Raw genomic sequence first — 24,406 nt, 5'->3', positions numbered from 1 at the left:
GGTCAGGCGCGGTGGCGCACCAGCCGTTCCTCGAGTCCGACGGCGAGGCCGGCCACGGTGACGAGGTCCACGAGGCCGCCGAGGCTTCGGGCCAGCCGCCGGTGACGCACCGGGCCGAGGCGGAGCCGCAGGTGGACCCGGGTGCGGTCGCCGCCGGCCCGCTGCAGCCGGAGGCACCACGTCAGGTCGGTGCGGCCTCGGGTGGAGGCGAAGAGCAGGTGTGAGGCCGGTTCGAGCTCGACGACCGTGAAGGTCGCGTCGGCACCGCCCCAGTCGGGGATGACGTCGCCGACCGCGAGCGCCTGGAGGGCTGGGTCGAGGTGACGGACGGCCCGGCGCGACCGCGGGACGGCTCGCTCGACGGTCCGCGGGAGGTACCAGCCGGCCCGCCGCTTGCCGAGCTGGAGGAGCCACGGCCAGACCCGCTCGGGCGAGCCCGACACGGTGAAGGCCCGGTCCATGACGACGTCGGCGGGCACGAGGGCGTCGCCGGGCAGCTGGGCCCGCCGCTCGGCGACGGTCGCTCGGGCGAGCAGCCGGAGGGGGTCAGGCGCGGAGTCGCCGGTGGTCATCGTCGTGCCGCGGGCCCGCTCATCGCGAGAGCTGCTGGAGCGCCCACGTGTTGCCGTCCGGGTCGCTGAGGTGTGCGTACTTGACGCCACCCATGTCCTGGACCTCTGAGACGTCGACCCCGTTGCCGGTCAGCATCTCCCGCGCCTCGTCGATGTCATCGACGACGAGGTGCAGGTTCTGCACGCGCGGCGCGTCGGGCGCGCTCATCCCGACGCCGATGACGATCGAGCAGCTCGACCCCGGCGGCGTCAGCTGCACGACGCGCATGCCGTTGCCCGGCTCGACGTCGTGGTCGAGGACGAAGCCCATGCCCTCGGTGTAGAACGCCAAACTGGCGTCGACGTCCGTGGTCGGAAGCGGGACGAGTTCCAGGCGCATGTCCATGCGGGCTCCTCTGAAGGTGTGACGGCGTGCTCGGACGTCGACCTTCTCATCCGGGAGGCTCTGCGCGGGGGAGGGCTCGTCCTCAGGCGTCCTCCTCGTCCCAGATGCGCACCTTCTTCGGCTTGACCGGAGCCGCGTCGGGTCCGGCCGTCCCGGCGCGCCGGGTCGCAGCCTCCCGCCGGATGGTGAAGAAGATGAAGACGACCCCGCCGGGCATGAAGAGCCACCACTGGTAGGCATACGCCTGGTGGGGACCCAGGTCCTCCTCGGGGCGAGGCAGGAGACGCAGCGGGTGCTCGCCCGCGCCTGCGGTCGGCACCTGCGCGCCGAGGACGACGTACGCGTCCACCGGGCTCAGCGACGGCACCTGCGTCCGCGCGTCGGCGATGTTGATGCTCGCCATCTGGGGCCGAGGCAGGTCGCGGCCGAGGCTCACCTCGCCGGTGCGCAGCCACCCGGTGATCTGCACCGGGCCGGAGGGCGGCGGGTCGACGGGCGGACTGGTCTCGGCGTCGTCCGCGTTGGGCACCCAGCCCCGGTCGACCAGGAGCGTCAGGTCGCCCGTCTGCATCGGCGTCAGCACCTCGAAACCCACCGTCGCGTCGAGCGTCCGGTTGCGGACGAGCAGGTCGGGGCCGGCGGCATACGTGCCCGTCAGCGCGACCCGGGTCCACTGCCGCTCCGCCGGGATCGGCGTCTCGACCATGGGGGGAGCGAAGGCGACCGGTGCAGCGCCGTAGTTGCGGGCGATCGCGTCGACCTTGGTCCGCTGCTCGACATGGCGGTGCCACTGCCACAGGCCGAGGTAGAAGCAGGCGACCCCGAAGAGGACCGCGACGAGGGTCCAGAGCAGCCAGCGCCGCGTCAGCCAGAGTCGAAGCACGAATCGACGGTACCCGGCCCGGGGGCGGACCCGAGTACCGGCCCGTCCCTGACCTGCGGTGACGTCACGCGGCCGCTCCCGGTCCGCAGAGCGTCCCCAGGAGGGCCAACGGCCACGGCGACGGTGTCACGCGTCCGGTCGCCGGAGCCTGGCGCTCAGCGCGAGGGTTCTGGCTGCCGGCCGGTAGCCCAGCTGGTCTCGTCGACGACCTCCTGGTCCGGCAGCGGCGTGGTGACGGTAGGCGGGTCCGCCAGTACCGTGCCCGCGACGACGTCCGGGTCCGCGGGCGCCTCGGAACCCGCAGTCATGGTCAGCCGGCCCCGCAACGTGAGTGCGAGGTACCCGGCGGCGACGAACGTGCCAAGGGTCATCAGCGCGAAGATGGTGCGGTAGTCCAGCAGCGTCACGAGCAGGGCACCGGTGGCGATCGAGAGGGCCTGTGGGGTGGTGGTCAGCACCTCCACCGACGTGCTGACCCGCCCCATCAGCCGGCCCGGGGTGCGCTTCTGGAGCAGGGTGTTGAACGCGACGATGACCAGCGGGAGACCGGCACCGAGGACGGCGACGGTGACCAGGAGCTCCCAGGTCTGTTGCGCCGCCACGACCCCGGCGAGGCCCAGGGAGGTGACCAGCAGACCGACGATCACGGTGGCCGGCTCGCCGAACCGCCGGACGATCCTGCTGGCCACGAGTCCGGAGGCGACCGCGCCGGCCCCTTGCACGGTGAGCAGCGGGCCCACGAAGGTGACCGGCTTGTCGAAGGCCTCGACGACGGCGTACACCGCGGACTCGGCGAACCCGATCACCAGCAGCGCCAGGGCCAGCGCGAGCGTGGTGTGCAGGAGCACCGGGGTCCGGCGGATGAAGGTCGCCCCCTCGACGACCTCGGCGCGCCAGTGCTGCGGCTGCCCTGCCGGCTCGGGCCGGTCGCCCGCCCGGAGCCCGGCGATGGCCACGGCCGCGCACAGGAAGGTGGCCGCGTCGACCATCGCCACCGCGCCGCCCCCGACGAACGCGAAGGTGGCGGCTCCCAGCAGCGGACCGACCAGACGCAGCGCCTCGCGGGTCACGCTCAGCGAGGCGTTCGCCTCCACCAGCACGTCCTCGGCGAGCATCTCCTTGAGCAGGCCGTTGAGTGCGGCGGGCACCACGACGAAGGAGGTGCCGTAGCAGAAGGCGACGGCGTACACGATCCAGACGTCGCCGGCGTCGTGCACCAGGAGCAGGGGCAGCATCATCGCGGCCGACGCGACGTTGGCGACCACCAGGAACGTGCGCCGGGCGACCCGGTCCACGATGTACCCGAACAGCGGTGCCAGCAGGGCGGGGGCCGTCATCCACAGGAAGGTCAGCCCAGCTGCTCCGTTCGAGCCGGTGAGGGTCTTCACCCACATGCTCAGCACGATCAGCATCAGCGAGTCGCCGAACATGCTGGCGGTCAGACCGGCGAAGAGCCGGCCGAACCCGGGTGTGCGGAAGGTGGTCCGGATCATCGCGTGGTCTCCTCGCTCGAGTGGGTGTGTGCGGTGGTGCGGGACGGCTCGGGCGGCGTGGCGCCGTCGGCCGGGACCGGCCGGAGACGGTGCGGGCCGCTCGGCACCAGCCAGCCGACCAGGGACACCAACCGGGCGTCGTCGGGTCGGTGCTCGGGATGGCCGGACCGGTCGAGGTGACGCTGCAGCAGGTGGGTGAGCTCCCGCTTGAGCCCCTGCGCCTCCTCGGCCGTCAGCCAGAGCTGGGACTGCACCAGACCGGTGGCCTCGCGCCAGGGCGCCGGCTCGCTGTCTCGGGCCGCGCGGGCCGCCCGGAAGCGCTGCAGCTCCCGCTCGAGGACCATGTCGGTGAGGGCGTCCGCGGCCATCCGGTCCGTGGGGTCGGGGTCCGTCACGCCCTCCACGTCGTCGCCCCACTCGAGCCCGTCGCTGACCGCCTGCCAAGGCCGGTTGCGGCCGCTGCCGCCGCGGGCCTCGCGGACGAAGCCGTGCTCGGCGAGCTTGCGCAGGTGCCAGGAGCAGTTGGACGGAGACTCGGAGAGCAGCGCCGCCGCCTGGCTGGCGGTGAGCGGCCCCTCGGTGACCAAGGCGCCCAGCAGGGCCATCCGGAGGGGGTGGGCGAGCGCTTTCAGGGCGTCGGCATCGGTGACGCGGCGGCGGGTCGGTGGCATGTGATGAAACTACTCTTTCGAAAGGGATCTTTCAATACGTTCCTTTCGATGAGTTTCTCGGCGTGTTCACGTCTGAGCGCCCGCTCCTGGTCAGAGAGGGCGGCGGATGACCTCGACCCGGCCGAGACCGAGCTCGGACGCGCAGCTCACCGATGCCGCGCCGTGGATCGAGGCCCGTCGTCAGAGGCGCGCGGGTAGGCTGGCACGACGAGCTGAAGGAGCGGTCATGAACCTTCAAGGCAGGCTGCGGCGCTTGATTCCGCACCAGTCCGACGACAGCGGATCAGAGGCCGAGGTGGCCCTGGACATGGCCAAGTACAAGTACTTGCTCCGAGTCTCAACGCCGCAGGTGTTCGACCTCGTCCACGCCGAGGTGTTCGCTCAGCTCCCCGTCGCCACGCGTGAAGCGGTGTACCGGCGCCTGTGTCGTGACGTGCCCGAAGAGCACAGGCCGACGAGCGCTGACCCGGAAGAGCTGGCCCGCGCCGCCGCCCGCGCGCAGGACGACGACCCGGTGTACCTGCTGCGAGTTCTCCGACGGCCGGGCGGAGCGCCTGGAAGCGCGCCCGAGCCCGCGGGCAAGCATCGTGCGGACACCACCACGTATGGTGCTTCCGTGCTCGAAGCCGCGGCGCGAACGGCCGCTGCGTCCCCGGCCGCTGCGGAGGCGCTGCTCGGGTTCGACACGTCGCTGGAGGCCGCGCAGATCAACCCGACACACTCCGTCCCTCGGCTGACGGGCGGGGACCACAGCGCGCCACGTGCGGACTGGCAGCCGTAGCACCAGCCGGTGCTGTTCAGCGGACGACCGACGTGACACGAGCACCTCGCCGCCTCTCGTCCCTCGCGATCGCACGCGCGACGATCGGTACGTGGTCAGGCACCCCCAGATGGCCTCGGGCGCAGCGGACTGTGGCGGAGCAGCAGTAGCCGGAGCACACTGAGTGGGCCCTTCCATCATTTCCCGAAGCAGGGAGCCCGGATGTCGACCGACGACACGAGCCAGACGATGTCCGCCTACTTCACAGCCCTCGGTACGGGCCGCTTCCAGCAGTTCTTCACCGACGACGTCACGTGGACCACGATTCAGAGCGGCGCGGTAGTCCGCGGTGCTGGGGCCGTGGAAGAGGCCATCAACGGGTTGCACGCTCGCATGCCGGATCTGAGCACACGTCGACTGGTGTCCGCCCAGGGCGTCGCCTACCTCGAAGGAACGTGCGCCGGCACCGGCGGCGGGGAACGCATTCCCTTCTGCGTCGCCTACGACCTGTCGGCAGATCGGATCGACGCGATGCGCGCCTATGGCAACATCGCCTCCCTCATGCCCCCGTCGCCGTAGCAGAGCTCCACCAGGAATCAGGGACGCTGGGCAATGACGGCAGCGGCGCCGTTGGTCTCGGGCTGACGCACCGTGCAGTCCGCAACGAGTCCGCAGGAGCTCCGACAGCGGCCCGGCGCCGTCGTCCTGACCAACGAGCCAGACGTCACATCAGCGCAGTTCAGTGGCTTGGGGCAACATCGGCATCACCAGCAGACCGGGTCCCAGCAATACCCGGCCTAGAGTGGAGCACATGACCCGCCTTCCCGACCCGAGCGTCCGACCGGCAGGGCTGGCCGACCAGTTCGGGCGCCGGGCCCGCGACCTGCGCGTGTCGGTCACCGACCGCTGCAACCTGCGCTGCACCTACTGCATGCCCGCCGAGGGCCTGCCGTGGATGCCCAAGACCGAGATGCTGACGGACGAGGAGATGCTGCGGGTCATCGGCGTCTTCGTGCGCGACGGCATCACGCAGGTCCGCCTCACCGGAGGCGAGCCGCTCCTGCGCCGATCGCTCGTCGAGCTCGTCGCCGGCATCGCGGCCCTCGAGCCGCGTCCCAAGATCGCGATGACGACGAACGGCGTCGGCCTCGAGCGCGTCGCCATCGGGCTCAAGGAGGCCGGCCTCGACCGGGTCAACGTCAGCCTCGACACCATCGACTCGGAGACCTTCACGCAGCTGACCCGTCGCGACCGCCTCGCCGACGTCGAGGCGGGCCTCAAGGCCGCGTCGGACGCCGGCCTGACGCCGGTCAAGGTCAACGCAGTCGCGATGCGCGGCATCAACGACGAGTCGGTCGCCGACGTGCTCGCGTGGTGCCTCGAGCGCGGCTACGAGCTGCGCTTCATCGAGCAGATGCCGCTCGACGCCCAGCACGCCTGGGACCGGACGCAGATGATCTCCGCCGACGAGATCCGCGAGCGCCTGTCGCAGCGCTGGGAGCTGACGCCCCTGCCGGCCGCCGACCGGGGGAGTGCCCCCGCCGAGCGGTTCCTCGTCGACGGCGGCCCCGAGACCGTCGGGATCATCGCCAGCGTCAGTGCGCCGTTCTGCGCGGCCTGCGACCGCACGCGGCTCACCGCCGACGGACAGGTGCGCAACTGCCTCTTCTCGACGACCGAGACCGACCTGCGTGGGCCCCTGCGCGAGGGCGCGACCGACGACGAGCTGCTCGGCCTGATCCGGGGCGAGATGTGGCGCAAGCGCCGCGGCCACGGGATCGGCGACCCGGACTTCGTCCAGCCCGACCGACCCATGTCCGCCATCGGCGGCTGACGGGACCTGCTCCAGTCCCCCTCACGGGCGTGGCACGTGGAGCGGTCGCGTCGGCCCCGATTTCGCGCCGGACGACGCTAGCGTGACCGTCCATGAGTGACTCACAACAGTTGGTCGGCAAACTCGTCGACAGCGTCATCGACCAGTTCCCCGTCCACCGGGGCTTCCTGGAGCAGGCGGTCGAAGGAGCCACCGAGGACGAGCGCGACCGCCTCGGCAGCTACCTGCGCTTCTGCCTGTCCAAGGGTTTGTCGCTCGAGTACCTCGCCGAGAGCTACCTGACGATCCTCGGGGACACCCTTGACGAGCAGGAGTACTTCCGACGGCACGGGCACTACCGACACTCGACGTTCGCCGACGTGGCCGAGTCGGTCTACCACGACCGTGACTACATGGACCGCTACATGTACGGCTTGGCCATCACCACGTTCCTCTGGCCCAACCACGTCGAGATGTCGCGCTTCCTGCGGCGGTCGCTGCCCCGCGACCGTGGCGGCCGCTACCTGGAGGTGGGTCCGGGCCACGGGTTCCTGCTCATGGCGGCGATCGAGACCGGGTCCTTCGACGACTTCCTGGGTGTCGACCTGTCGCCCGCCAGCGTCGAGCAGACCAGGACGATCGTCGAACACTTCCACCCCGACGCCCCGGTGCGCGTCGAGCTGCGCGACTTCCTCACCGCCGACGACCTCGCGCCGTCGTCCTTCGACGCAGTCGTCATGGGTGAGGTGCTCGAGCACGTCGAGCAGCCCGAGGTGTTCCTCCGGCGGATCGCGGACCTTGCGAAACCGGGAGCGTTCATCTTCGTCACGACGTGCGTCAACGCGCCGGCGGTCGACCACATCTACCTGTGGCGCACGACGGACGAGCTCGAGTCGATGATCTCCGACAGCGGGCTCTCGATCGTCGAGCCGCTGCGGCTGCCCTACGAGGGCAAGACCCTCGATCAGTCCCGCGACGAGCAGCTGCCGATCAACGTGGCGTACGTCCTGGCCAAGGCGGGCGCCTGACCGTCACCGCTTGGCGCCCATGAGCTCGACGACGAGACCGGTCCGGCGCTGGACGAAGGCGATGGTGGCATCGAACGTCACGGCATACGTCGGCGGGACGAGCAGCAGCGCGTCGTGGTCGAGCTCGCGGGCGAGTGAGGCGTCGAGGTCCTCGACCCAGAAGCACAGGTGGTCGAGACCCCCACCGCGCTGGAGCCGTGAGGTGACCGGCGAGTCCGCACCCTCGAGCGGGGCCACGAGCTCGATGTCGACCCCCTCGGGAAGCCGGATCAGTGCGCAGATGACGCCGAGGGTCGGGTCGTCCGTCGGGCCGACGACGAGCCGGCCCCCGGCCTCCTCGAAGCGTCTGATCGCACCCGTCATCGCGGCGACGACATAGCCGACGTGGTGCAGTCGCGGCGTCGGGTCGAGGCCCTGTGAGACGTCGCGCTCCATCAGTAGCCACCGTAGACGAAGCGGATCGCGTTGCTCGAGGCCCACGCCACGACGACGAGCACGGCCGCGATGCCGAGTCCGATCGCCAGCTCGACGGCCAGTCGGCTCGCGAGCCGGGTAGCGCGGCCGCTACCCCCGGTGGGTACGGCGGTCTCGGAGCCACCGTCGTCCACCGGGTCAGCCCCCGGCGCCTCGGGGGTCGGGGTGTCGCTCATGGTGCCTCACAGTCTGCCTGCCGGCCCGTGGAGCGCAGCAGCGCGCACAGGTCGGTGCTGAGGACGGCAGCCTCGTTGCGGCCGTCATAGACGTGGACGATGTCGCGGTACTTCGTCGGCGGCACCCGGTCCTGGAGTCCCTGCGGGTCGAAGCGAACGCTGCTCGTGGTCTGCCCGGCCGTCGCCGCGGCGAGCTGGGCACGGAGCTGGTCGACGTAGCCACGGGCGTCGGGCTGTGCGTAGACCGTCGGGTTGATGCCGTGGACGTAGAAGTACGTCGGGACGCCGGCTGTGCGCACCATCTCGAACATCTGCTGGAGGGCGGCGGTGTTGAGTGACGACCGCGACACCACTTCGCGCTCGATGGTGTTGAGCTGGATGCTCGCGAGATCCTTCGTCGGTCGGCTGGAGGCGAAGCGCGAGGCCCAGAAGTCCACGGGCCGGCGCTCCGCGAGTGCGGCGAGCCCAGTGGCGCGTGACTTCGGTGTCTGGACGACGTCGAGGAACGAGAGCGTGGAGGTCTGCTCCGTCAGGTCGAGGCCCCACTCGAAGCGGTCGCCGACCAATGGCGGGCTGGCGGCGGACAGGACGCGCCAGCCGACGTCACCGGGGCTGAGGAAGGACGCTGCGAGAACCCATCGCGACGGGGGCCAGAGGCTGCCCCGGGCGAGTGCGCCGTCGAGGTAGTCCCACTGCTGCGGCGCGAGATCGTTGAGCACCCAGACGGGGTTGAGGCTGATGACCACGAGGTCGGGCTTGCTCGCGAGAGCCGACGACAGCGCGCTGACCTCATCGACGAGCCTGATCGCGTCGAGGTAGTAGAGGTCGGTCGAGACGACCTTGCCATCGACGCGCCCTAGGCATTCGCTGACCAGTCCCGGAATGAAGGCGCGGGTCTTGGGCCCTACCGCCTGGGTCTCCGACCCGCCGATCCAGGCCACCTTGAAGTTCTTGCCCTTCGGCGTCGGATCGAAGCCGCGGGGGTCACCGAACGCCAGGGACACGTTGCGCACCTGCCGGGTCGCGAGGGCCTGGTCGTCCCGCTGTCCGGGGCGCGGCTCCACGACGATGCCGGCTACGACGAGGGCGGCGACGGCGAACGTCGTGATGCGCACGATCGACCAGCGGGTCACGTCGAAGCCCACCCGGTCGTGCAGGAACGCGAGCAGACGGTCGGCGAGGATCACAGCAACCTCCCGTAGAAGTCGCCCAGCGACCCGAGCTCGACCATGAGCAGGGGCAGGCTGAGCAGGTAGAAGACGAAGAGCAGGACGTTGGCACCCGCCCGGCGTGCCAGGCCGCGGTGGTCGGGCACTGGGTGGCGGGCCACCCACCAACGATGACCGATGAGCCCCGCGGAGTGGTAGAGGCCGAAGATGACGAGGGGGATGGTGAGGTCGTGCCACAGGGCGATGACCATCATCGTCGCGACGATGGCGACGTACTGGGTCCGCGCGCGCATTCCCCCGAGCGGCACGAAGACGTTGCGTTGGGCGAACCTCGTCACGCTCATGTGCCAGGCATTCCAGAACGCCTGGGGGTTCGTCTTGAGGTAGGGGTTGTTGAAGTTGGGGGCGAGCCGGAAGCCGAAGATGCGTGCCGACCCGATGGCCATGTCGGAGAAGCCGGAGAAGTTGAAGTAGAAGTAGAAGGCGAACATCACGAGCTCGAGCCAGTAGTCGAGTGGCGAGCCGCTGCGCGTGGAGAGGGAGAAGACGTCCTGGCTGCCGCGCAGGAGGTAGGCGAGGACGAAGACCTTGAGCGCGCCGAGACCGATGGTGAGGATCCCGCTCAGGGTGTCGTTCGGGTCCCACCGGGCCCGCTCGTCGAGGCGCCGGTCGATCTCGGTGTACTCGATGACGGGACCGATGATGAGCACGGTGGGGAAGAAGCCGTACGCGAGCTGGTGGAGCGGCCGCAGTGGCGGCACGATCTCGAGGCGTACCTTGACGATCTGGTCGATGGCCCGGAACGTGGCGAAGCTGAGCCCGATGGGCAGGATGAGGTCGCGGACCCGATCGACGGCTCCGACCCATGGGCTGAGCCCGTTGACGAGCCCGTTCATACCGACATTGAACTCGACCACCGCCCATTCGGGGCGCAACTTCCACACGACGAGCGGGGCCAGGGTCAGCAGGACGAGCGTGGTCGTGAGGACCCAGCTCGACGGGCGGTCGCGCCATCGGGTCGCGGCGAGCTGCAGGACGTAGACGCCGAGCCAGAAGAAGACGTAGAAGGCGAGCAGCCGCGGCGCGATGAGGTAGAGGAGGTAGGCGCCCGCCAGGCCGAGCAGGAGACGGCGTGCCCATGCCCACGGCAGCAGGAAGTAGAGCGGGACCGCCACCACCATGAGGACCAGCAGGTCCGAGAAGTAGGCGAAGGGATCCCCGTCAAGCATCTCGCAGCACCACAACGTGCTCGGGCGCCACTGACAACGGCAGCGATACCTCGTAGAGTCCCTCGCCGGTAGCCGTGAAGCCGCGGTCGGGGTAGAAGGCGGCGACCTGGCCGTTCTTTGAAGTCGGACGGTAGGACCCGCGCAGCATCGACGCCCCCGCCGTCACGGCGTCGTCCCCGATGCACTGGAGGATGGCGTCCTCCACGCCCCGACGCAGGACGCGACAACTCATGAGCAGCGTCTCGATCTCCCAGGCGTCGATGCCGCAATCAACCACGGCGACGGCGACGAGGCCGTAGCCGCCGAAGCGGTCGGTCACTTCGGCGGCATACACCCGGTGGGCCTGCGAGGTCACGAGCGCGGCTACCGCGGCTGCGTCGCGGCGCACGGTCGTGAGGTTGAACTGGTTCGTCTTGTTGATGAGCTGGGTGACGCGACCGACGTGCGCGGGCCCCGGCTCGAAGACGTGGACGCTGATCCCGAGAGAGGCGAGGAAGTCGGCGTGCGACGGCGCGCCCGCGGCCGCGGCACGCCGATCGCTCTCGCCCTTCATCATCTGGGTGCGAACGCGGTCCTCGCCGGAGACGCGTGCGAAGCGGAAAGCGGTGAGTCGTCGGGTGATTTCGGCGACCTCCTCCGGCTCGTCGCTGACCTTGACGAGGTCGACATGCGGCAAGCGCTGGCGTACCTCGTCGAGCTCGACGTCGTTGTCGTCGATGAAGACGAAACTGTCGACGCCGAGGCCTAGCTCGTCGGCGATGGCGCTGAGGTTGTCGGCCTTGCTGTTCCAGTCAACCCGCTGTGCCGCGAAGTGCTCCGAGCTGAGAGCCATGTCGCCGCCACGGCGGGCGAAGATCTCCTCGATGTCCGCGGCGTTGTTCTTGCTGACCAGGGCGATGAGCGCGCCGTGGGCGGCCTGGTAGACCAGGCCTTGCTGGAACGCGCGGTAGCCGCTGCCCGGGAAGCTGTCGCCGATGACGACGCCGTCGGGTCCGTCCTCGCCGACGATGCCCAGCCACAGCGTGTTGTCGGCGTCGACGGCCAGCACCTTCGGGGTCGGGCGACCGAGCGAGCCCAGGGCCTCGCCGAGGAGAGTGCCGAGCGCCTGCGCGAACGGGCGCGTGAGCGGCTGGTGGTACATCAGGTCGTTGCGGGAGTCGTAGGCGCGCTCGGTCCCGTGCAGCTGAAGCAGGGCGGCGAGGTCGACGAGGGTGACAGGCGCCTGACCGATGCCCTCCACGAACGCCTGGACGAGCTGGCCGTGCAGGACGGCGAGCCGCACGCTGCTCCGGGCGTCGAGCGGGTCCAGCCACACGAACGTCGGCGTCGGCGGTGTGCACGCCACGACCGGTATGCCGTGTGTGGCGGCCGCCTGCCCGACGAGCAGTCCCAGCTGGCGGACGTCTTCGCGCAGCCCCGCGGGGTCGGACTCGCGCACGACCCAGTCGACGAGCGCCGGTCCGAAGACGTCCTCGATGCGCCAGCACACGACGAGCTGGTCGGGCGGCTGCTCGAAGCTGGACTCGACGTCGAGGAGCGACTGGTGCACCTGGTTGAAGTCGGCCAGGCACACCTCGGACCCTGCTGGTGCGGCGGCGAGCAGCGGCGCGACCAGCAGGTGCGGGGTGAAGCTCGCGATGATGCCGATCATGGTGGGCTCGCCCGTCGCTGGTGACTCAGATGTCCTCGACGCCCTTGCTGCGCAGGACGTTCCGCGCGAGGCCGATGGAGCGCATCTTCATGATCTCGGAGGTCTTGAGCCGGACGTCAAAGGCGTCCTCGAGAAGGACGACCATCTCCATCGCGGCGAGAGAGTCCCACGTGGGTGTGTTGGACGGACTCGTTTCGTCGCTGAGCTGAGACGCGGGGAGGTTCAGCCCCTTGGAGAAGACGTCCAGCAGTCGATCCGACATGTGCGAGCTCCTCGGTCGGGCAGCGTTTCGGCGCAACTTACCATCGGGGGATCGCGGAGGCCGGATAGACGGTTCGTGTGTTGCCCTGCCTCGACGCGGGCCCGCGTGGTGGGCGGCGACGCCCCCGACGGAGGGTTGGAGCCCCTCGGAGACCGGGACCGGTGGGACGTCTGGTCCTGCAGGGCAGCCTGAAACCCCCGCACTGACCCGCTCCAGGGAAGGATGTGGCACTCAACCGTCGGCGTCGGTGAGGGCCTCGACAGGGACGACCTCGATGAGGAAGCCCCGCAGCGCCACGAAGTCAGCGAGCGACTTCTCGTGGTCGTCGCACGCCAGCCACACCTTGCGTCGGTCCGCGGCGTGCAGCTTCGGGTTGTTCCAGATGACCGCGTGAACGCCCGTCGCGCGGCAGCCCTTGGCGCTGCAGACGTGCTCGACGTCAGGGCCGCCCGTGGGCGACAGGGAGAGCGGACCGCTCACTGCTCGAGGCGCTGCGTGTCGTCGCGGGGCACGACCGACTGGATGCTGCCCGGCTGGCGCGGGCTCACGGCATTCGCGAGCACGACGGCGACGTAGGGGATGAAGACCGCGGCCAGGACGGCGGTCCAGCGCAGCCAGCCCGAGGTGACGAAGACCAGGCCGAAGCACACGATGCGGATGCCCATCATCGTGAGGTAGCGGCGGACGCGCTGGTCCTGGTCGTCCGTCGTGGAGGTCGACGCCGAGGTGACGGAGTAGACGACCGGTTCGTTCTTGGCTCTTGGCACCCTTCAACCATAAGCCCGTCCCACGCCCGCGGCACCGTGCTGTCTACCGTTCGGTAGTCCGTTAGGTTTCGGGGCAAGGCAGCGACCCGGCAGAGGCCGGACGGACGGAGGAACGCACAGTGTCAACGACCGAGGCGCGCAACGTGCTCGTGACCGGAGGCAACCGCGGCATCGGCCTGGCGATCGCCAGGGCCTTCGCCGACGCCGGCGACAACGTCGTCATCACCCACCGCTCCGGTGAGCCGCCCGAGGGCCTGCAGGGCGTCATCTGCGAGGTCACCGACTCGGCTTCCGTCGACGCGGCCTTCACCGCCGCCGAGGAGATCTTCGGTGGCCCCGTCGAGGTCCTCGTCGCGAACGCCGGCATCACCCGAGACACCCTGCTCATGCGGATGAGCGACGACGAGTTCGACTCCGTCATCGACACGAACCTCGCGGGAGCCTTCCGGTGCGCGCGTCGCGCCGCCACCGGCATGATCCGCAAGCGCCGTGGCCGCATCGTCCTCATCAGCAGCGTCGTCGGCCTCTACGGGTCGCCCGGCCAGACCAACTACGCGGCGTCGAAGGCCGGCCTCGTCGGGCTCGCCCGCTCGATCTCGCGCGAGCTCGGCGGCCGCGGCATCACCGCCAACGTCGTCGCGCCCGGCTTCATCGACACCGAGATGACGGCCGTGCTGCCCGACGAGCAGAAGAAGTCCTACCTCGCCACCATCCCCGCGGGCCGGTTCGCCACCCCCGAGGAGGTCGCGTCCGTCGTGCGCTTCGTCGCGAGCGACGACGCCGGCTACATCACCGGCGCGGTGATCCCCGTCGACGGCGGGCTCGGCATGGGGCACTGAGCCCACCCCACGGCATACCTTGGTATGCCGTCACGAGCGTTGTGCAGCAAGCGTGCCCACCCACACGAGAAAGTCGCAGGCATGGGAATCCTCGAAGGCAAGAAGCTCCTCATCACCGGTGTCCTCATGGACAGCTCGATCGCGTTCCACGTCGCGAAGATCGCCCAGCAGGAGGGTGCGACGGTCATCCTCACCTCGTTCGGCCGCACGATGAAGATCACCCAGACCATCGCCAAGCGGCTGCCCGAGACGCCCGTCGTCATCGAGCTCGACGTCGCCGACCAGGAGCACCTGGACACCCTCGCCGACCGCCTGCGCGAGCACGTGGACGGCCTCGACGGAGTGCTGCACTCGATCGGCTTCGCGCCGCAGGGCGCCTTCAACTTCCTCGAGGGCACGTGGGAGGACGTCTCGACGGCCCTCCAGATCTCGGCGTACAGCCTCAAGTCGCTCGCGGTCGCGACCCTGCCGCTCATGACCGAGGGCGGCAGCGTCGTCGGGCTCACCTTCGACGCGAAGTTCGCGTGGCCGGTCTACGACTGGATGGGTGTGGCCAAGGCCGCCTTCGAGTCGACGAACCGCTACCTCGCCCGCGACCTCGGCCCCAAGGCCGTTCGCTGCAACCTCGTCGCCGCCGGGCCGATCCGCACGACGGCGGCCAAGTCCATCCCGGGCTTCGAGCAGTTCGAGAAGGTCTGGGACGACCGCGCACCGCTCGGCTGGGACGTCAACGACCCGGAGCCCGCGGCGAAGGCCTGTGCGGCGCTGCTCTCCGACTGGTTCCCTGCCACGACCGGTGAGATCGTCCACGTCGACGGCGGCGTCCACGCGATGGGGCAGTGAGCGCGCAGGTCCACTGATCCTCTCGCTAGAGTCCTGCCCATGCCTCACGCCGGGACCGAGTCCAGCCCCCTGACGACGACCGACCCCGTGGCCGCGTCGGTGCCTGCCGAACAGGTGCGGGTCGACGAGGTCAGGGTGCTCGACGGGCCCAACCTCTACTTCGCCCGCCCGGCGATCAAGGTCATCCTGCACGTGCCCGGCTTCCTCGAGCTCAAGCGCACCGACGCCGAGGCCCTGGCCCGCCGACTGGGCATGCGCTCGGCCCGCCCGGGCAAGCGGGGCACGGCCCTGCGCCAGCGCTTCGTCATGCGGGTGATCCGCACCGTGACGCGTCGTGTCGGCACCGAGATCGGCGCCGGGCGCCTGGGCGTACGCGTGCGGGCGGGTCAGACCGTCGAGGACGTCGTGCTCGCCTTCCCGTGGGTGCATCGCACCCGCGGCCGCGTCGCGGGGGAGCAGTTCGGTGCCGTCATGGCCGGCCTGCTCGACCGCTCCCGGAGCGCCGACGAGGTCATCGAGGCGGCCGCGGCCGTCATCCTGGCCGCGCCCGACGGTCCGGGCCCCAGCGTGCTGACGCCGACGGTGCCGGTCGCGTCCGTCACCGGCACCAACGGCAAGACGACGACGACCCGCCTCATGGCGCACATGTGCATGAGCGCCGGTCTCAAGACCGCCTGGAGCTCGACCGACGGCGTCGTCGTCATGGGCGAGACGAAGGAGGAGGGCGACTTCTCCGGCCCGGCGGGTGCGCGCGGTGTGCTCGAGACGCCCGGCCTCGAGATCGGGATCCTCGAGACCGCCCGTGGCGGCATGCTCCTCAAGGGCATGGGGGTCACCGCCAACGACGTCAGCGTCGTCACCAACGTCAGCGCCGACCACCTCGGCCTGCAGGGCATCGACACCCTCGACCAGCTGGCCGAGGTCAAGGCCATCGTCACGACCGTCACGAAGCCACAGGGCTGGGTCGTGCTCAACGGCGACGACCCCCGCGTGTGGGCCATGCGCTTCGGCATCAAGGCCAAGCCGTGGGCCTTCAGCCTGGACCCCGCCTCGCCCGCGCTCTGGGAGTCGATCAACTCCGGTGGCCGCGGCATCACCGTCCTCGACGGCGAGATCGTCGTCCTGTCGCCCAACGGTGACCCGGACCGCCTCGTCAAGATCGTCGACGTCCCCATGACGCTGAGCGGACTGTCCCGCAACAACATCGCCAACGCGCTGGCCGGTGCCGCGGCCGCGCTGGGGCTCGGTGTCCCGCGCTCGGCCGTCGTCGAGGGTCTGCGGACCTTCGCGCCGGATCCCGAGCACAACTGGGGCCGGCTCAACACGTACTCGCTGCCGCTGCCGAGCGGCGGCAAGGCGACGGTCATCATGGACATGGCCCACAACGAGGCCGGCCTCGAGGCCCTGCTCGACGTCGCCCGTGGCCTCGCCGCGCCGGGCGGAGCCGTGCGCCTCGGCCTCGGGTGCGCGGGCGACCGCGCCGACGAGGCGATCGTCGCGATGGGCGAGATCGCCGGCCGAGGCGCCGAGGAGGTCGTCCTCAAGGTCGCGCGCCACTACTTGCGCGGGCGCGAGCCCGAGGACCTGCTCGGTCTCTTCCGCGACGGCCTGGCCAAGGTCGGCGTGCTCGACGTGCCCGGCTACGACACGGAGCTCGAGTCCTTCGAGGCCCTCGTGCCGCACGCGCTCGACGGCGACGTCATCGCGCTCATGTGCCACGCCGAGCGCACCGAGGTCAACGGCTGGATCCGCGAGCACGGCGGCAAGGTCGACGACGCCCGCGCGATCCGCCGCAAGGTCGTCGCCGCGCGCGGCGAGCACGAGCTCGAGGCGGAGATCGCGGCCCTGTGGGAGGACGACGACGAGCCGGCGCGGCTCGCTGCCGCCCAGGAGCTCGTCGACGGCCACCCGGGCGACCCGCGCCTCGTCTTCGAGCTCGCCGGCGTCAAGGACGCGATGGGCGACGAGCAGGGCGCCATCGGTCTCTACGAGGAGGCGCTGGCCGGTGGCCTGCGCGAGCCGCACCGGCACCGGGCGCAGCTCCAGCTCGCCTCGAGCCTGCGCGTCGTGGGCCGGACCGCCGAGGCGCAGGGCCTCGTTGCCGACGTCCTCGAGGCGCGACCGCACAACACGGCGGCGCTCATGCTCAAGGCGCTCGTCCAGGCCGATCTCGGCCAGGAGCGGCAGGCCCTCGCCGACCTCATCCGGTCGACGCTCGAGGCGACGACCGACGTCGACACCCAGGCCTACCGCCGGGCTCTGCGGGCGTACGCCGACGAGCTGGCTCCCGTCACCGAATAGTCAGCACGGCTGCAGACGCGCCACGGCGCACTTCTGCCGGTGATGCGCCCGGGCGCCGTCGGCAACCCCGCCACGGCGCAGTTGTGCCCGGTTCCGCGCCTGAGCCAGGTCGGCAACCGCGCCATGGCGCACTCGTGTCGGTCCTCGAACGCCCACGCGGCCGGGAAGTGCGCCGTGGCGCACTTCCCGGCCGTATCGCGTGCGCGCCTCGACTCGTGTCAGATGGCGGTGTCGTCGGCGTGGTCGGGCTGCGACTCCGACGGGAGGGCGCCGAGCGCCTCCTCCTCGGCCTCGTCGCCCTCGGCCTCGGCGGTCTCGGTGAGAGTGCTCGGGTCGAGGTCGGGGTCGCTCGTGGCCGCCGCGGCCGTGCCGATGCGGGCACCCGCCTGGGCGTGCTTGGTGCGCTCCTCGAGCTCGGCGACGACGAGCGCGTGCTGGTCGACGCACATGACGACGAGGTCGCCCGGGTTGGTGCGGGCGAGCACGTGGCGGGTGGCGTCGAGCTCGTCGAGGACGATCTCGACCTGACGGCAGCGGGCGCTCTCCTTCATCGCGGCACGCGCGCCCTCGGCCACGAGCTCGGCCGTCTCGCCGGGCTTGCGGCCGCGCAGGCGTTCGTCCTCGCGGATGACGATGACGTCGAAGTGCTGGGCCGCGACCGCTCCGAGCTCGCGCATGTCGTCGTCGCGTCGGTCGCCCGCAGCGCCGATCATGCCGATGCGCGAGGTCTTGCCGAGGTCGGCCTGGCGCTGCTTCTGGTCGGCGTAGCGGTCGACGAAGGCGCCGAGCTCCTTCATGCCGGCCGCGTTGTGGCAGTAGTCGACGAACACGTCGGCGTTGTTGACCTGGACGAGGTTGAGGCGACCGGGGGAGAGGTAGTACGTCGTCGCGAAGGTCCGCAGGCCCTGTCGGATGTCGTGGAGCGGGGCTCCTGCGGCGAAGGCGGCGCCCGCGGCGGCGAGCGAGTTGGCGACGTTGAAGCGTGCCGCACCACCGAACGTCGACGGGAGCAGGTGGGTCCAGGCGAGCTGCATGCTGCGCCGGCCGTGCTTGATGACGATCATCTCGCCACGCTCGCTCGGCTCGAGCACGACGGCACGGCCGCCGCGGCGGCAGTAGTCGTCGACGAACTCGCGCGTCTCGCTGCCGGGCTCGGCCATCGAGAACCAGACGATGCCGCCCGAGCAGCGTCGGCGCATGTTGCGCACGTTCGGGTCGTCCGCGTTGAGCACCGCGAAGCCGTCGCGCGGCACGGCCTCGACGATGACGGCCTTGACGTCGGCGAGCTGGCGCAGGGTGTCGATCCCCTTGAGTCCCAAGTGATCCGGGGCGACGTTGGTGACGACCGCGATGTCGTTGCGGTCGTAGCCGAGGCCCTCGCGGAGGATGCCGCCCCGGGCGACCTCCATGACGGCGAAGTCGACGCGGGGGTTCTGGAGCACCATCCGGGCCGAGCGCGGACCCGAGGCATCGGCCTTGATCACGAGCCGCTCGTCGATGACGACGCCGTCGGTCGAGGTCATCCCGACCTTGCGTCCGAGACCCTTGAAGATGTGGGCGATCATGCGCGACGTCGTCGTCTTGCCGTTCGTGCCGGTGACGGCGACGATCGGCACGCGTGACTGCGCGCCCGGTGGGAAGAGCAGGTCGACGACCGGCTTGGCGATGAACTGCGGCTCGCCGACGGTGGGGTGCGTGTGCATGCGGAAGCCGGGAGCCGCGTTGACCTCGCAGATCGCGCCACCCGTCTCACGCACGGGATAGGTGATGTCCGGGCAGATGAAGTCGATGCCGGCGACGTCGAGCCCGACCATGCGGGCCGCCTCCTCGGCGATCTCGACGTTGTCCGGGTGGGCGTCGAAGGTGCGGTCGATCGAGATGCCACCGGTCGACATGTTGCCGGTCAGGGCCAGCTTGACCATCTCGCCCTCGTCCGGCACCGACTCGGTCGTGTGGCCCTGGCCCGCGAGGATCTCGAGCGCGTTGGCGTCGACCTTGATCTTCGTCAGCACCTTCTCGTGCCCGACGCCACGACGCGGGTCGGCGTTGGTGATCTCGACGAGCTCGGCGACGGTGTGGGTGCCGTCGCCGATGACGTGCGCGGGGACGCGCTCGGCGATCGCCTGCATCCGTCCACCGACGATGAGGCAGCGGTAGTCGCGACCGGTGACGAAGGACTCGACGATGATCGTGCCGCGACGCGACTCGGCCTTGGCGATGTCGTACGCCTTCTCGACGTCCTCGTCGCTCATGAGGTTGAGGCACACGCCGCGGCCGTGGTTGCCGTCGAGCGGCTTGACAACGACCGGGAAGCCGATGCGGCGCGCTGCCTCGACGGCTCCCCGCACGGTGCGAACGGCCTCCTGCTTGGGCACGGGCAGGCCGGCGGACCCGAGGAGCTTGGTCGTGAGGTCCTTGTCGCTCGCGATGTCGACGGCGAGCGCGCCCGTCTTGGAGGTCATCGTGGCCCGGATGCGCTGGGCGTGCACGCCCTGGCCGAGCTGGACGAGCGAGGCGGAGTTGAGGCGGATGTACGGGATGTCGCGCGAGGCCGCCTCCTCGAGGATGGCGGCCGTCGAGGGACCGAAGGCGACCCGCTCGGCCTGGCGCAGGAAGGCGTTGAACTCCGTCTCGAAGTCGAAGCCGTCCTCGGGCTGGACGAGGTGGTTGATGAGGCGCACCGCGAGCTTGCCCGCGGCGACCCCGACGGTCTCGTCGGTGTAGCTGTAGACGACGTTGTACTGGCCGGGCTTGCCCTTGACCGCACGCGTCTTGCCGCGGCGCGAGTCGTGGCCGGCCAGGGTCTGCAGCTGCAGCGCGACGTGCTCGGCGACGTGGCCGAGCCACGTGCCCTCGCGCAGCCGCTCGATGAACCCGCCGCGTCGGCCGAGCGAGCAGGTGTGGCGCTCGAGCCCGGGGACGAGCTCGACGAGCTGGTCGGTGAAGCCGGGAAGCGAGACCGTGGGGTACTCCTCGAGGCTGCCGAGGTCGACGACGAGGTGGACGGCCTGCTGGTAGGACCAGATGTTGGGGCCGCGGTAGATCCGGGTCTCGAGGATCTTCAGGTCCGGTCGGGCCGGGCCTGTGGGGGTGGGTACCTCGACGGCCATGGATCTCCTCCTACGGGGTCGTGCGGGACGTGCCGTGCGGCATACCCGTCGACCGTTGGTGCGGTGCGGTGCGGCTGGACGGACGGGACTCAGTGAGCGGCGCTGCTCGTCGACGAGCGCGCCGCGCGGACCTTGGCCGGGACGACCGCACCCTCGATGTCGGGGTGACGCTCGACGAACGCGGTCAGCTCGACGTGGTCCAGGTCGAACGTACTGCCCGTGGGCAGCGAGTGCACGACCGCGCCCGAAACGAGCAGGGGCGCACCGCGACGCGCGTCGGGGGCGTCGGTGATGGCGTTGCGGGCGTTGACGACGAAGATCGAGCCGGCCCCGATGACCGACATGACCGTGCCGCCACGGATCTCGGCCGCCGTGTTCTCGTCGATCCCCATGCCGAGCAGGTTCGGCGAGGCGGCGACCATCGACATGAGCCGGCCGTAGCGGCCGCGCTGGTCGAAGTGCTGGTCGATGATGACGTCCTCGACGAGCCCGAGGCCGGCCGAGATCTGGCTCGCTCGCTGCTTGGGCGTCAGCCCCTCCTCGCCGAGCGAGATCATGTATCGGCTCATGATCGAGGCGCCGGCCGACGTGCCGGCCACGACGGCGCCGCGCTCGTAGGCCCGCACGACGGCGTCGCCCACGGGCGTGCCGACGATGTTCTGCGCCAGCTTGACCTGGCTGCCACCGGTGATGAACACGCCGGTCGCGGTGTCGAGCGCCTCGACCATCGCCGGGTCGTTGGCGTCGCGGCGGGTCTCGGGGTGGACGACGGAGTAGTCGCCGCCCCGCAGCCGGGTGAAGACGTCGCGGTACGCCTCGGAGACCTCGTCGGCGTACGACGACGCCGTGGGGATGAGGACGATGTGCGACCGCCGGCCGCCCGCGAGCTTCACGAACCGCTTGAGCACGACCGACCGCCCGATCCGGTCCTCGGCACCGCCGATGATGAGCAGCGTGCGGCGGACGCCGTTCGCGTTCGGGGTTACGGACGAAGGGGCCACGGACTGCATCGCGCCAGCCTAGTGACCGGCGTGCGGGACCGGCGGAGCCTGGGTCGGCGTGCCGTCGTCGAGATCGGCCTCCTCGATCTCCTCGCGGGAGATGCCGAGCAGGTAGAGCACCGAGTCGAGGTAGGGCACGTTGACCGCGGTCTGGGCCTGCTCCTGGACGATCGGCTTGGCGTTGAAGGCGACGCCGAGGCCGGCGACGTCGAGCATGTCGAGGTCGTTGGCGCCGTCGCCGATGGCCACGGTACGGCTCAGCGGAAGGCCCTCCTGCTCGGCGAACTCGCGCAGGGCGCGCGCCTTGCCCGCCCGGTCGACGACCTCGCCGACGACACGTCCGGTGAGGCGGCCGTCCTCGATCTCGAGCCGGTTGGCGCGGGCGTGGTCGATGCCGAGGTCGTCCGCGAGCTCGCCGACGATCTCGATGAACCCACCGCTGACGAGTCCCACGGTGAAGCCGAGCCGCTTGAGCGTGCGCACGAGCGTCCGGGCGCCGGGGGTCAGCTGGACCGACTCGCGCACCTCGTCGAGGACCGACTCGGGCAGGCCCGCGAGGGTCGCCACCCGGGCACGCAGGGACTCCTCGAAGTCGAGCTCTCCCGCCATCGCGCGCGCCGTCACCTCGGCCACCTCCGCCTCCCGGCCGCTGTGGGCGGCGAGCAGCTCGATGACCTCCTGCTGGATGAGCGTCGAGTCGACGTCGAGGACGACGAGTCGCCGACCGCGCCGGGCGAGCCCGCCGGGTGCGACGGCGATGTCGATGCCTTCCGACGTCGCCACGAGGGCGAGCTCGGTGCGCAGGGACGGCAGGTCGGCGCCGGAGATGTCGAACTCGACCGTCGTGATGGGGTAGCGCGAGAGCCGGCGGATGCGGTCGATGTTGGCGCCGTGGTCGGCGATCCGGGTCGTGACGAGCGAGACGGCGTCGGCGCTGAGCGGGGCGCCGAGGACGACGACGGCCGCCCGTCCCTGCCGCGAGCGCGCGTTGACGCCGGTGCCCTCGACGACCGTGAGGGCGAGGCCGAGGCGGTGGGCGGCGACGGCGGCGGCGTCGCGCAGCTGGTCGACATGGGCGCCGGGTCTCAGCAGGACGGTCAGGGTGAGGTGACCGTGCACGACGACCTGCTGGATGTCGAGGACCTCTGCGTCCACTCCCGACAGCGCCCCGAGGAGCGTCCCCGTCACACCTGGTCGGTCGTCGCCCGTCACGGTGACGCTCAGGGTCTGGATGTCCGTTCCGTCCGTGCTGTTCACTTCGGTCACCCGCGTCAGGGTAGTGAGCGCGCGTGCGCTCCCGCGTCACCTTCCGGCATTCGGCCGGTGACGTCCGTCATGCCGGAGGGCGTATGCCGTCCGCCGGCGTCGTGCGGGAGTCAGCCGAGGGCGCTGAGCAGGAACGCGAGCGCGAAGCCGAGCATCGTCACGAGACCCACCAAGCGTCCGGCGTGCTCGGTGGCCTCCGGCATCATCGTGTCGGCGAGCATCGTGATGATGGCGCCGGCCGCGAAGGTCTGGATCCCGGCCACCACGGCGGGGGAGGCGCCTTCGAGCAGGACGTAGCCGAGACCGGCGGCCAGGCCCGAGACGAGCATGACGACGAGCCACAGCAGCAGGATCTGGCGCGCGGAGCGTCCCGCCCGTTTGAGGCCGGCACTCGCCGACATGGACTCGGGCACGTTGGAGAGGAAGACCGCCGCGACCATGGCGATCCCGACCTCACCGCCGCCGAGGACGCTGACGCCGATCGCGGCCGACTCGGGTATGCCGTCGAGCAGGGCCCCGAGGACGAGCGCCATCGCGCCCGCACCCTGCTGCGGGCCCCCGGTCGGGCTCTTGCGCCGGTGGCCACCTCGACGGTCGATGAACCAGTCGCCGACGAAGAACACGACCGAGCCGCTGACGAGCCCGACGACGACGGGCGCCGCGCCGGCGGAGTGGAACGCCTCCTCGGTCAGCTCGAAGGCGACCGCGCTGATGAGCACGCCGGCGCCGAAGGCCATGACGAGGCCGATGACGCGGTACGAGGCTCTGGCATAGAGCCCGAGGAGCGCGCCGACGAGCAGGGCGGCGCCACCGACGAGTCCCCAGAAGGTCGCGGTCAGCACGTCACGACGCGCTGACCCCGTTGACCTCGTCGCGCCACTGGAGCAGGTCGCGCACGCGGGCGAGGTCGGGGTCGGCCGCGGCGACGCTCGCCGTGAACAGCCGGGTCCCGACGTCGTGGAGCTGCTGGGCGTTGCTCGCGTAGTCGCCCGACTGGTCGGGGTTGCGGCCCGGCACGAAGGCGACACCGGCCGACCGTTCGATGTCGAGGGGGTCCCGGCCTCGGCGGGCGCACCACTCGTCGAGGACGCGGTGCTTGTGCGCGATCTCCTCGGGGCCGCCGAAGCCGTGCCAGATGTCCGCGTGCTCGGCGACGATCCGGAGCGTCTTCTTCTCGCCGCCGCCGCCGATGAGGATGGGGATGTCGCGCGTCGGGGCGGGGTTGAGCCGGCTCCACCGGTCGCGGATGACCGGCAGGTCGCGCGCCAGGTCGTCGAGACGCCCGCCCGCGGTGCCGAACTCGTAGCCGTACTCGTCGTAGTCGAGCTGCGCCCACCCCGAGCCGATCCCGAGGATGAGGCGCCCCTCGCTCGCGTGGTCGACGGTGCGCGCCATGTCGGCGAGCAGGCTGGGGTTGCGGTAGCTGTTGCACGTCACGAGGGCGCCGATCTCGACGGACTCGGTCGACTCGGCCCACGCGCCGAGCATCGTCCAGCACTCGAAGTGCTGGCCGCCCCGGTCGCCGCTGAGCGGGAAGAAGTGGTCCCAGTTGAGCAGGACGTCGACACCCATCTCCTCGAGCGTCGACGCCGTGCGTCGGATCTGGGCCCACGTCGCGTGCTGCGGCGGGATCTGGATGCCGACCCGCGCCGGCCGTGAGTCCGTCGCGCTGACCGGGGGATTCGTGGCGGTGGACGTCATGGGAAGACCCTC

25 protein-coding genes are annotated in these 24,406 nt (G+C 70.8%); 7 read left to right on the top strand and 18 right to left on the bottom strand.

Features of this window, described 5'->3' with window-relative positions; translation table 11 throughout:
* Positions 1-2: 2 nt before the first annotated feature.
* The 5 genes from AC1DW8_RS01270 to AC1DW8_RS01250 all read right to left on the bottom strand — a co-directional run bounded on the left by AC1DW8_RS01270 (position 3) and on the right by AC1DW8_RS01250 (position 4,004).
* Positions 3-572, bottom strand: a complete 570-nt coding sequence (locus tag AC1DW8_RS01270; protein WP_478091296.1) for a hypothetical protein — start codon at positions 570-572, stop codon at positions 3-5.
* Positions 573-591: 19 nt separating this feature from the next.
* A complete protein-coding gene (locus tag AC1DW8_RS01265; protein ID WP_056776826.1) occupies positions 592-957 on the bottom strand; it encodes a VOC family protein in 366 nt (121 codons plus the stop codon).
* Between the two features lie 82 nt (positions 958-1,039).
* On the bottom strand, positions 1,040-1,840 hold the full coding sequence (locus AC1DW8_RS01260; RefSeq protein ID WP_478091290.1) for an SURF1 family cytochrome oxidase biogenesis protein: 801 nt from the start codon (positions 1,838-1,840) through the stop codon (positions 1,040-1,042).
* Positions 1,841-1,995: 155 nt separating this feature from the next.
* A complete protein-coding gene (locus AC1DW8_RS01255) occupies positions 1,996-3,333 on the bottom strand; it encodes an MFS transporter (protein WP_478091287.1) in 1,338 nt (445 codons plus the stop codon).
* Complete coding sequence (locus AC1DW8_RS01250; RefSeq protein ID WP_478091283.1) at positions 3,330-4,004, bottom strand: winged helix-turn-helix domain-containing protein; 675 nt, start codon at positions 4,002-4,004, stop codon at positions 3,330-3,332. Before AC1DW8_RS01250 ends, AC1DW8_RS01255 begins: the two co-directional genes overlap by 4 nt.
* Positions 4,005-4,230: 226 nt before the next feature.
* Between AC1DW8_RS01250 and AC1DW8_RS01245 the strand changes: the two genes are divergently transcribed.
* From AC1DW8_RS01245 to AC1DW8_RS01230, 4 genes are all read left to right on the top strand, one after another.
* Positions 4,231-4,785, top strand: coding sequence for a hypothetical protein (locus AC1DW8_RS01245; RefSeq protein WP_056827010.1), 555 nt, complete (start codon positions 4,231-4,233; stop codon positions 4,783-4,785).
* Between the two features lie 201 nt (positions 4,786-4,986).
* Positions 4,987-5,343 (top strand): nuclear transport factor 2 family protein, encoded by a 357-nt coding sequence (locus tag AC1DW8_RS01240; RefSeq protein WP_478091279.1) that lies wholly within the window; start codon positions 4,987-4,989, stop codon positions 5,341-5,343.
* 232 nt (positions 5,344-5,575) lie between these two features.
* The gene (gene moaA / locus AC1DW8_RS01235) at positions 5,576-6,598 is read left to right on the top strand and encodes a GTP 3',8-cyclase MoaA (RefSeq protein WP_056827012.1); all 1,023 of its coding nucleotides are present in this window, start codon (positions 5,576-5,578) and stop codon (positions 6,596-6,598) included.
* Between the two features lie 92 nt (positions 6,599-6,690).
* A complete protein-coding gene (locus AC1DW8_RS01230) occupies positions 6,691-7,605 on the top strand; it encodes a class I SAM-dependent methyltransferase (protein WP_082619839.1) in 915 nt (304 codons plus the stop codon).
* 3 nt (positions 7,606-7,608) lie between these two features.
* Here AC1DW8_RS01230 and AC1DW8_RS01225 read toward each other — a convergent pair whose 3' ends face one another.
* The 8 genes from AC1DW8_RS01225 to AC1DW8_RS01190 form a co-directional block, all read right to left on the bottom strand.
* Positions 7,609-8,040: a VOC family protein gene (locus AC1DW8_RS01225; RefSeq protein WP_478091277.1), complete on the bottom strand. Its 432-nt coding sequence runs from the start codon at positions 8,038-8,040 to the stop codon at positions 7,609-7,611.
* Positions 8,040-8,255, bottom strand: coding sequence for a hypothetical protein (locus tag AC1DW8_RS01220; protein ID WP_478091275.1), 216 nt, complete (start codon positions 8,253-8,255; stop codon positions 8,040-8,042). Before AC1DW8_RS01220 ends, AC1DW8_RS01225 begins: the two co-directional genes overlap by 1 nt.
* Positions 8,252-9,442, bottom strand: coding sequence for an SGNH/GDSL hydrolase family protein (locus AC1DW8_RS01215; protein WP_478091273.1), 1,191 nt, complete (start codon positions 9,440-9,442; stop codon positions 8,252-8,254). The genes AC1DW8_RS01220 and AC1DW8_RS01215 overlap by 4 nt, the downstream gene beginning before the upstream one ends.
* Entirely contained in the window at positions 9,439-10,653 is a 1,215-nt protein-coding gene (locus tag AC1DW8_RS01210) for an MBOAT family O-acyltransferase (RefSeq protein WP_478091271.1), read from the bottom strand. Before AC1DW8_RS01210 ends, AC1DW8_RS01215 begins: the two co-directional genes overlap by 4 nt.
* Entirely contained in the window at positions 10,646-12,304 is a 1,659-nt protein-coding gene (locus AC1DW8_RS01205) for an HAD-IIIC family phosphatase (RefSeq protein WP_478091269.1), read from the bottom strand. Before AC1DW8_RS01205 ends, AC1DW8_RS01210 begins: the two co-directional genes overlap by 8 nt.
* Before the next feature lie 25 nt (positions 12,305-12,329).
* Positions 12,330-12,566 (bottom strand): acyl carrier protein, encoded by a 237-nt coding sequence (locus AC1DW8_RS01200; RefSeq protein ID WP_056776862.1) that lies wholly within the window; start codon positions 12,564-12,566, stop codon positions 12,330-12,332.
* A gap of 231 nt (positions 12,567-12,797) precedes the next feature.
* On the bottom strand, positions 12,798-13,046 hold the full coding sequence (locus AC1DW8_RS01195; RefSeq protein WP_056827018.1) for a hypothetical protein: 249 nt from the start codon (positions 13,044-13,046) through the stop codon (positions 12,798-12,800).
* Positions 13,043-13,333 carry a DUF3099 domain-containing protein gene (locus AC1DW8_RS01190; protein WP_020144158.1) on the bottom strand — a complete coding sequence of 97 codons (291 nt, stop codon included), beginning with the start codon at positions 13,331-13,333 and terminating at the stop codon, positions 13,043-13,045. Before AC1DW8_RS01190 ends, AC1DW8_RS01195 begins: the two co-directional genes overlap by 4 nt.
* A gap of 119 nt (positions 13,334-13,452) precedes the next feature.
* Here AC1DW8_RS01190 and fabG point away from each other — a divergent pair, with 119 nt between their 5' ends.
* The 3 genes from fabG to AC1DW8_RS01175 all read left to right on the top strand — a co-directional run bounded on the left by fabG (position 13,453) and on the right by AC1DW8_RS01175 (position 17,316).
* Positions 13,453-14,172, top strand: a complete 720-nt coding sequence (gene fabG, locus AC1DW8_RS01185; protein WP_056776869.1) for a beta-ketoacyl-ACP reductase — start codon at positions 13,453-13,455, stop codon at positions 14,170-14,172.
* Positions 14,173-14,253: 81 nt separating this feature from the next.
* Positions 14,254-15,015, top strand: coding sequence for an enoyl-ACP reductase FabI (fabI, locus tag AC1DW8_RS01180; RefSeq protein WP_056827019.1), 762 nt, complete (start codon positions 14,254-14,256; stop codon positions 15,013-15,015).
* Positions 15,016-15,054: 39 nt separating this feature from the next.
* Positions 15,055-17,316, top strand: a complete 2,262-nt coding sequence (locus AC1DW8_RS01175) for a tetratricopeptide repeat protein (protein ID WP_478091265.1) — start codon at positions 15,055-15,057, stop codon at positions 17,314-17,316.
* A gap of 218 nt (positions 17,317-17,534) precedes the next feature.
* Here the strand turns inward: AC1DW8_RS01175 and cphA are convergent, their stop codons facing one another.
* The 5 genes from cphA to AC1DW8_RS01150 form a co-directional block, all read right to left on the bottom strand.
* The gene (cphA, locus tag AC1DW8_RS01170; protein ID WP_478091263.1) at positions 17,535-20,426 is read right to left on the bottom strand and encodes a cyanophycin synthetase; all 2,892 of its coding nucleotides are present in this window, start codon (positions 20,424-20,426) and stop codon (positions 17,535-17,537) included.
* An 89-nt stretch (positions 20,427-20,515) separates the two neighbouring features.
* Positions 20,516-21,436 (bottom strand): cyanophycinase, encoded by a 921-nt coding sequence (locus AC1DW8_RS01165; protein ID WP_056776878.1) that lies wholly within the window; start codon positions 21,434-21,436, stop codon positions 20,516-20,518.
* A gap of 9 nt (positions 21,437-21,445) precedes the next feature.
* Positions 21,446-22,693, bottom strand: coding sequence for a phosphoserine phosphatase SerB (serB, locus tag AC1DW8_RS01160; RefSeq protein WP_369793512.1), 1,248 nt, complete (start codon positions 22,691-22,693; stop codon positions 21,446-21,448).
* 110 nt (positions 22,694-22,803) lie between these two features.
* On the bottom strand, positions 22,804-23,535 hold the full coding sequence (locus tag AC1DW8_RS01155) for a ZIP family metal transporter (protein ID WP_056827021.1): 732 nt from the start codon (positions 23,533-23,535) through the stop codon (positions 22,804-22,806).
* Between the two features lies 1 nt (position 23,536).
* Positions 23,537-24,394, bottom strand: coding sequence for an LLM class F420-dependent oxidoreductase (locus AC1DW8_RS01150; RefSeq protein WP_478091256.1), 858 nt, complete (start codon positions 24,392-24,394; stop codon positions 23,537-23,539).
* Positions 24,395-24,406 lie beyond the last annotated feature (12 nt).

This window comes from Terrabacter sp. P2_E3 (assembly GCF_056403915.1).
This window is presented reverse-complemented; position numbering and strand designations above follow the sequence as displayed.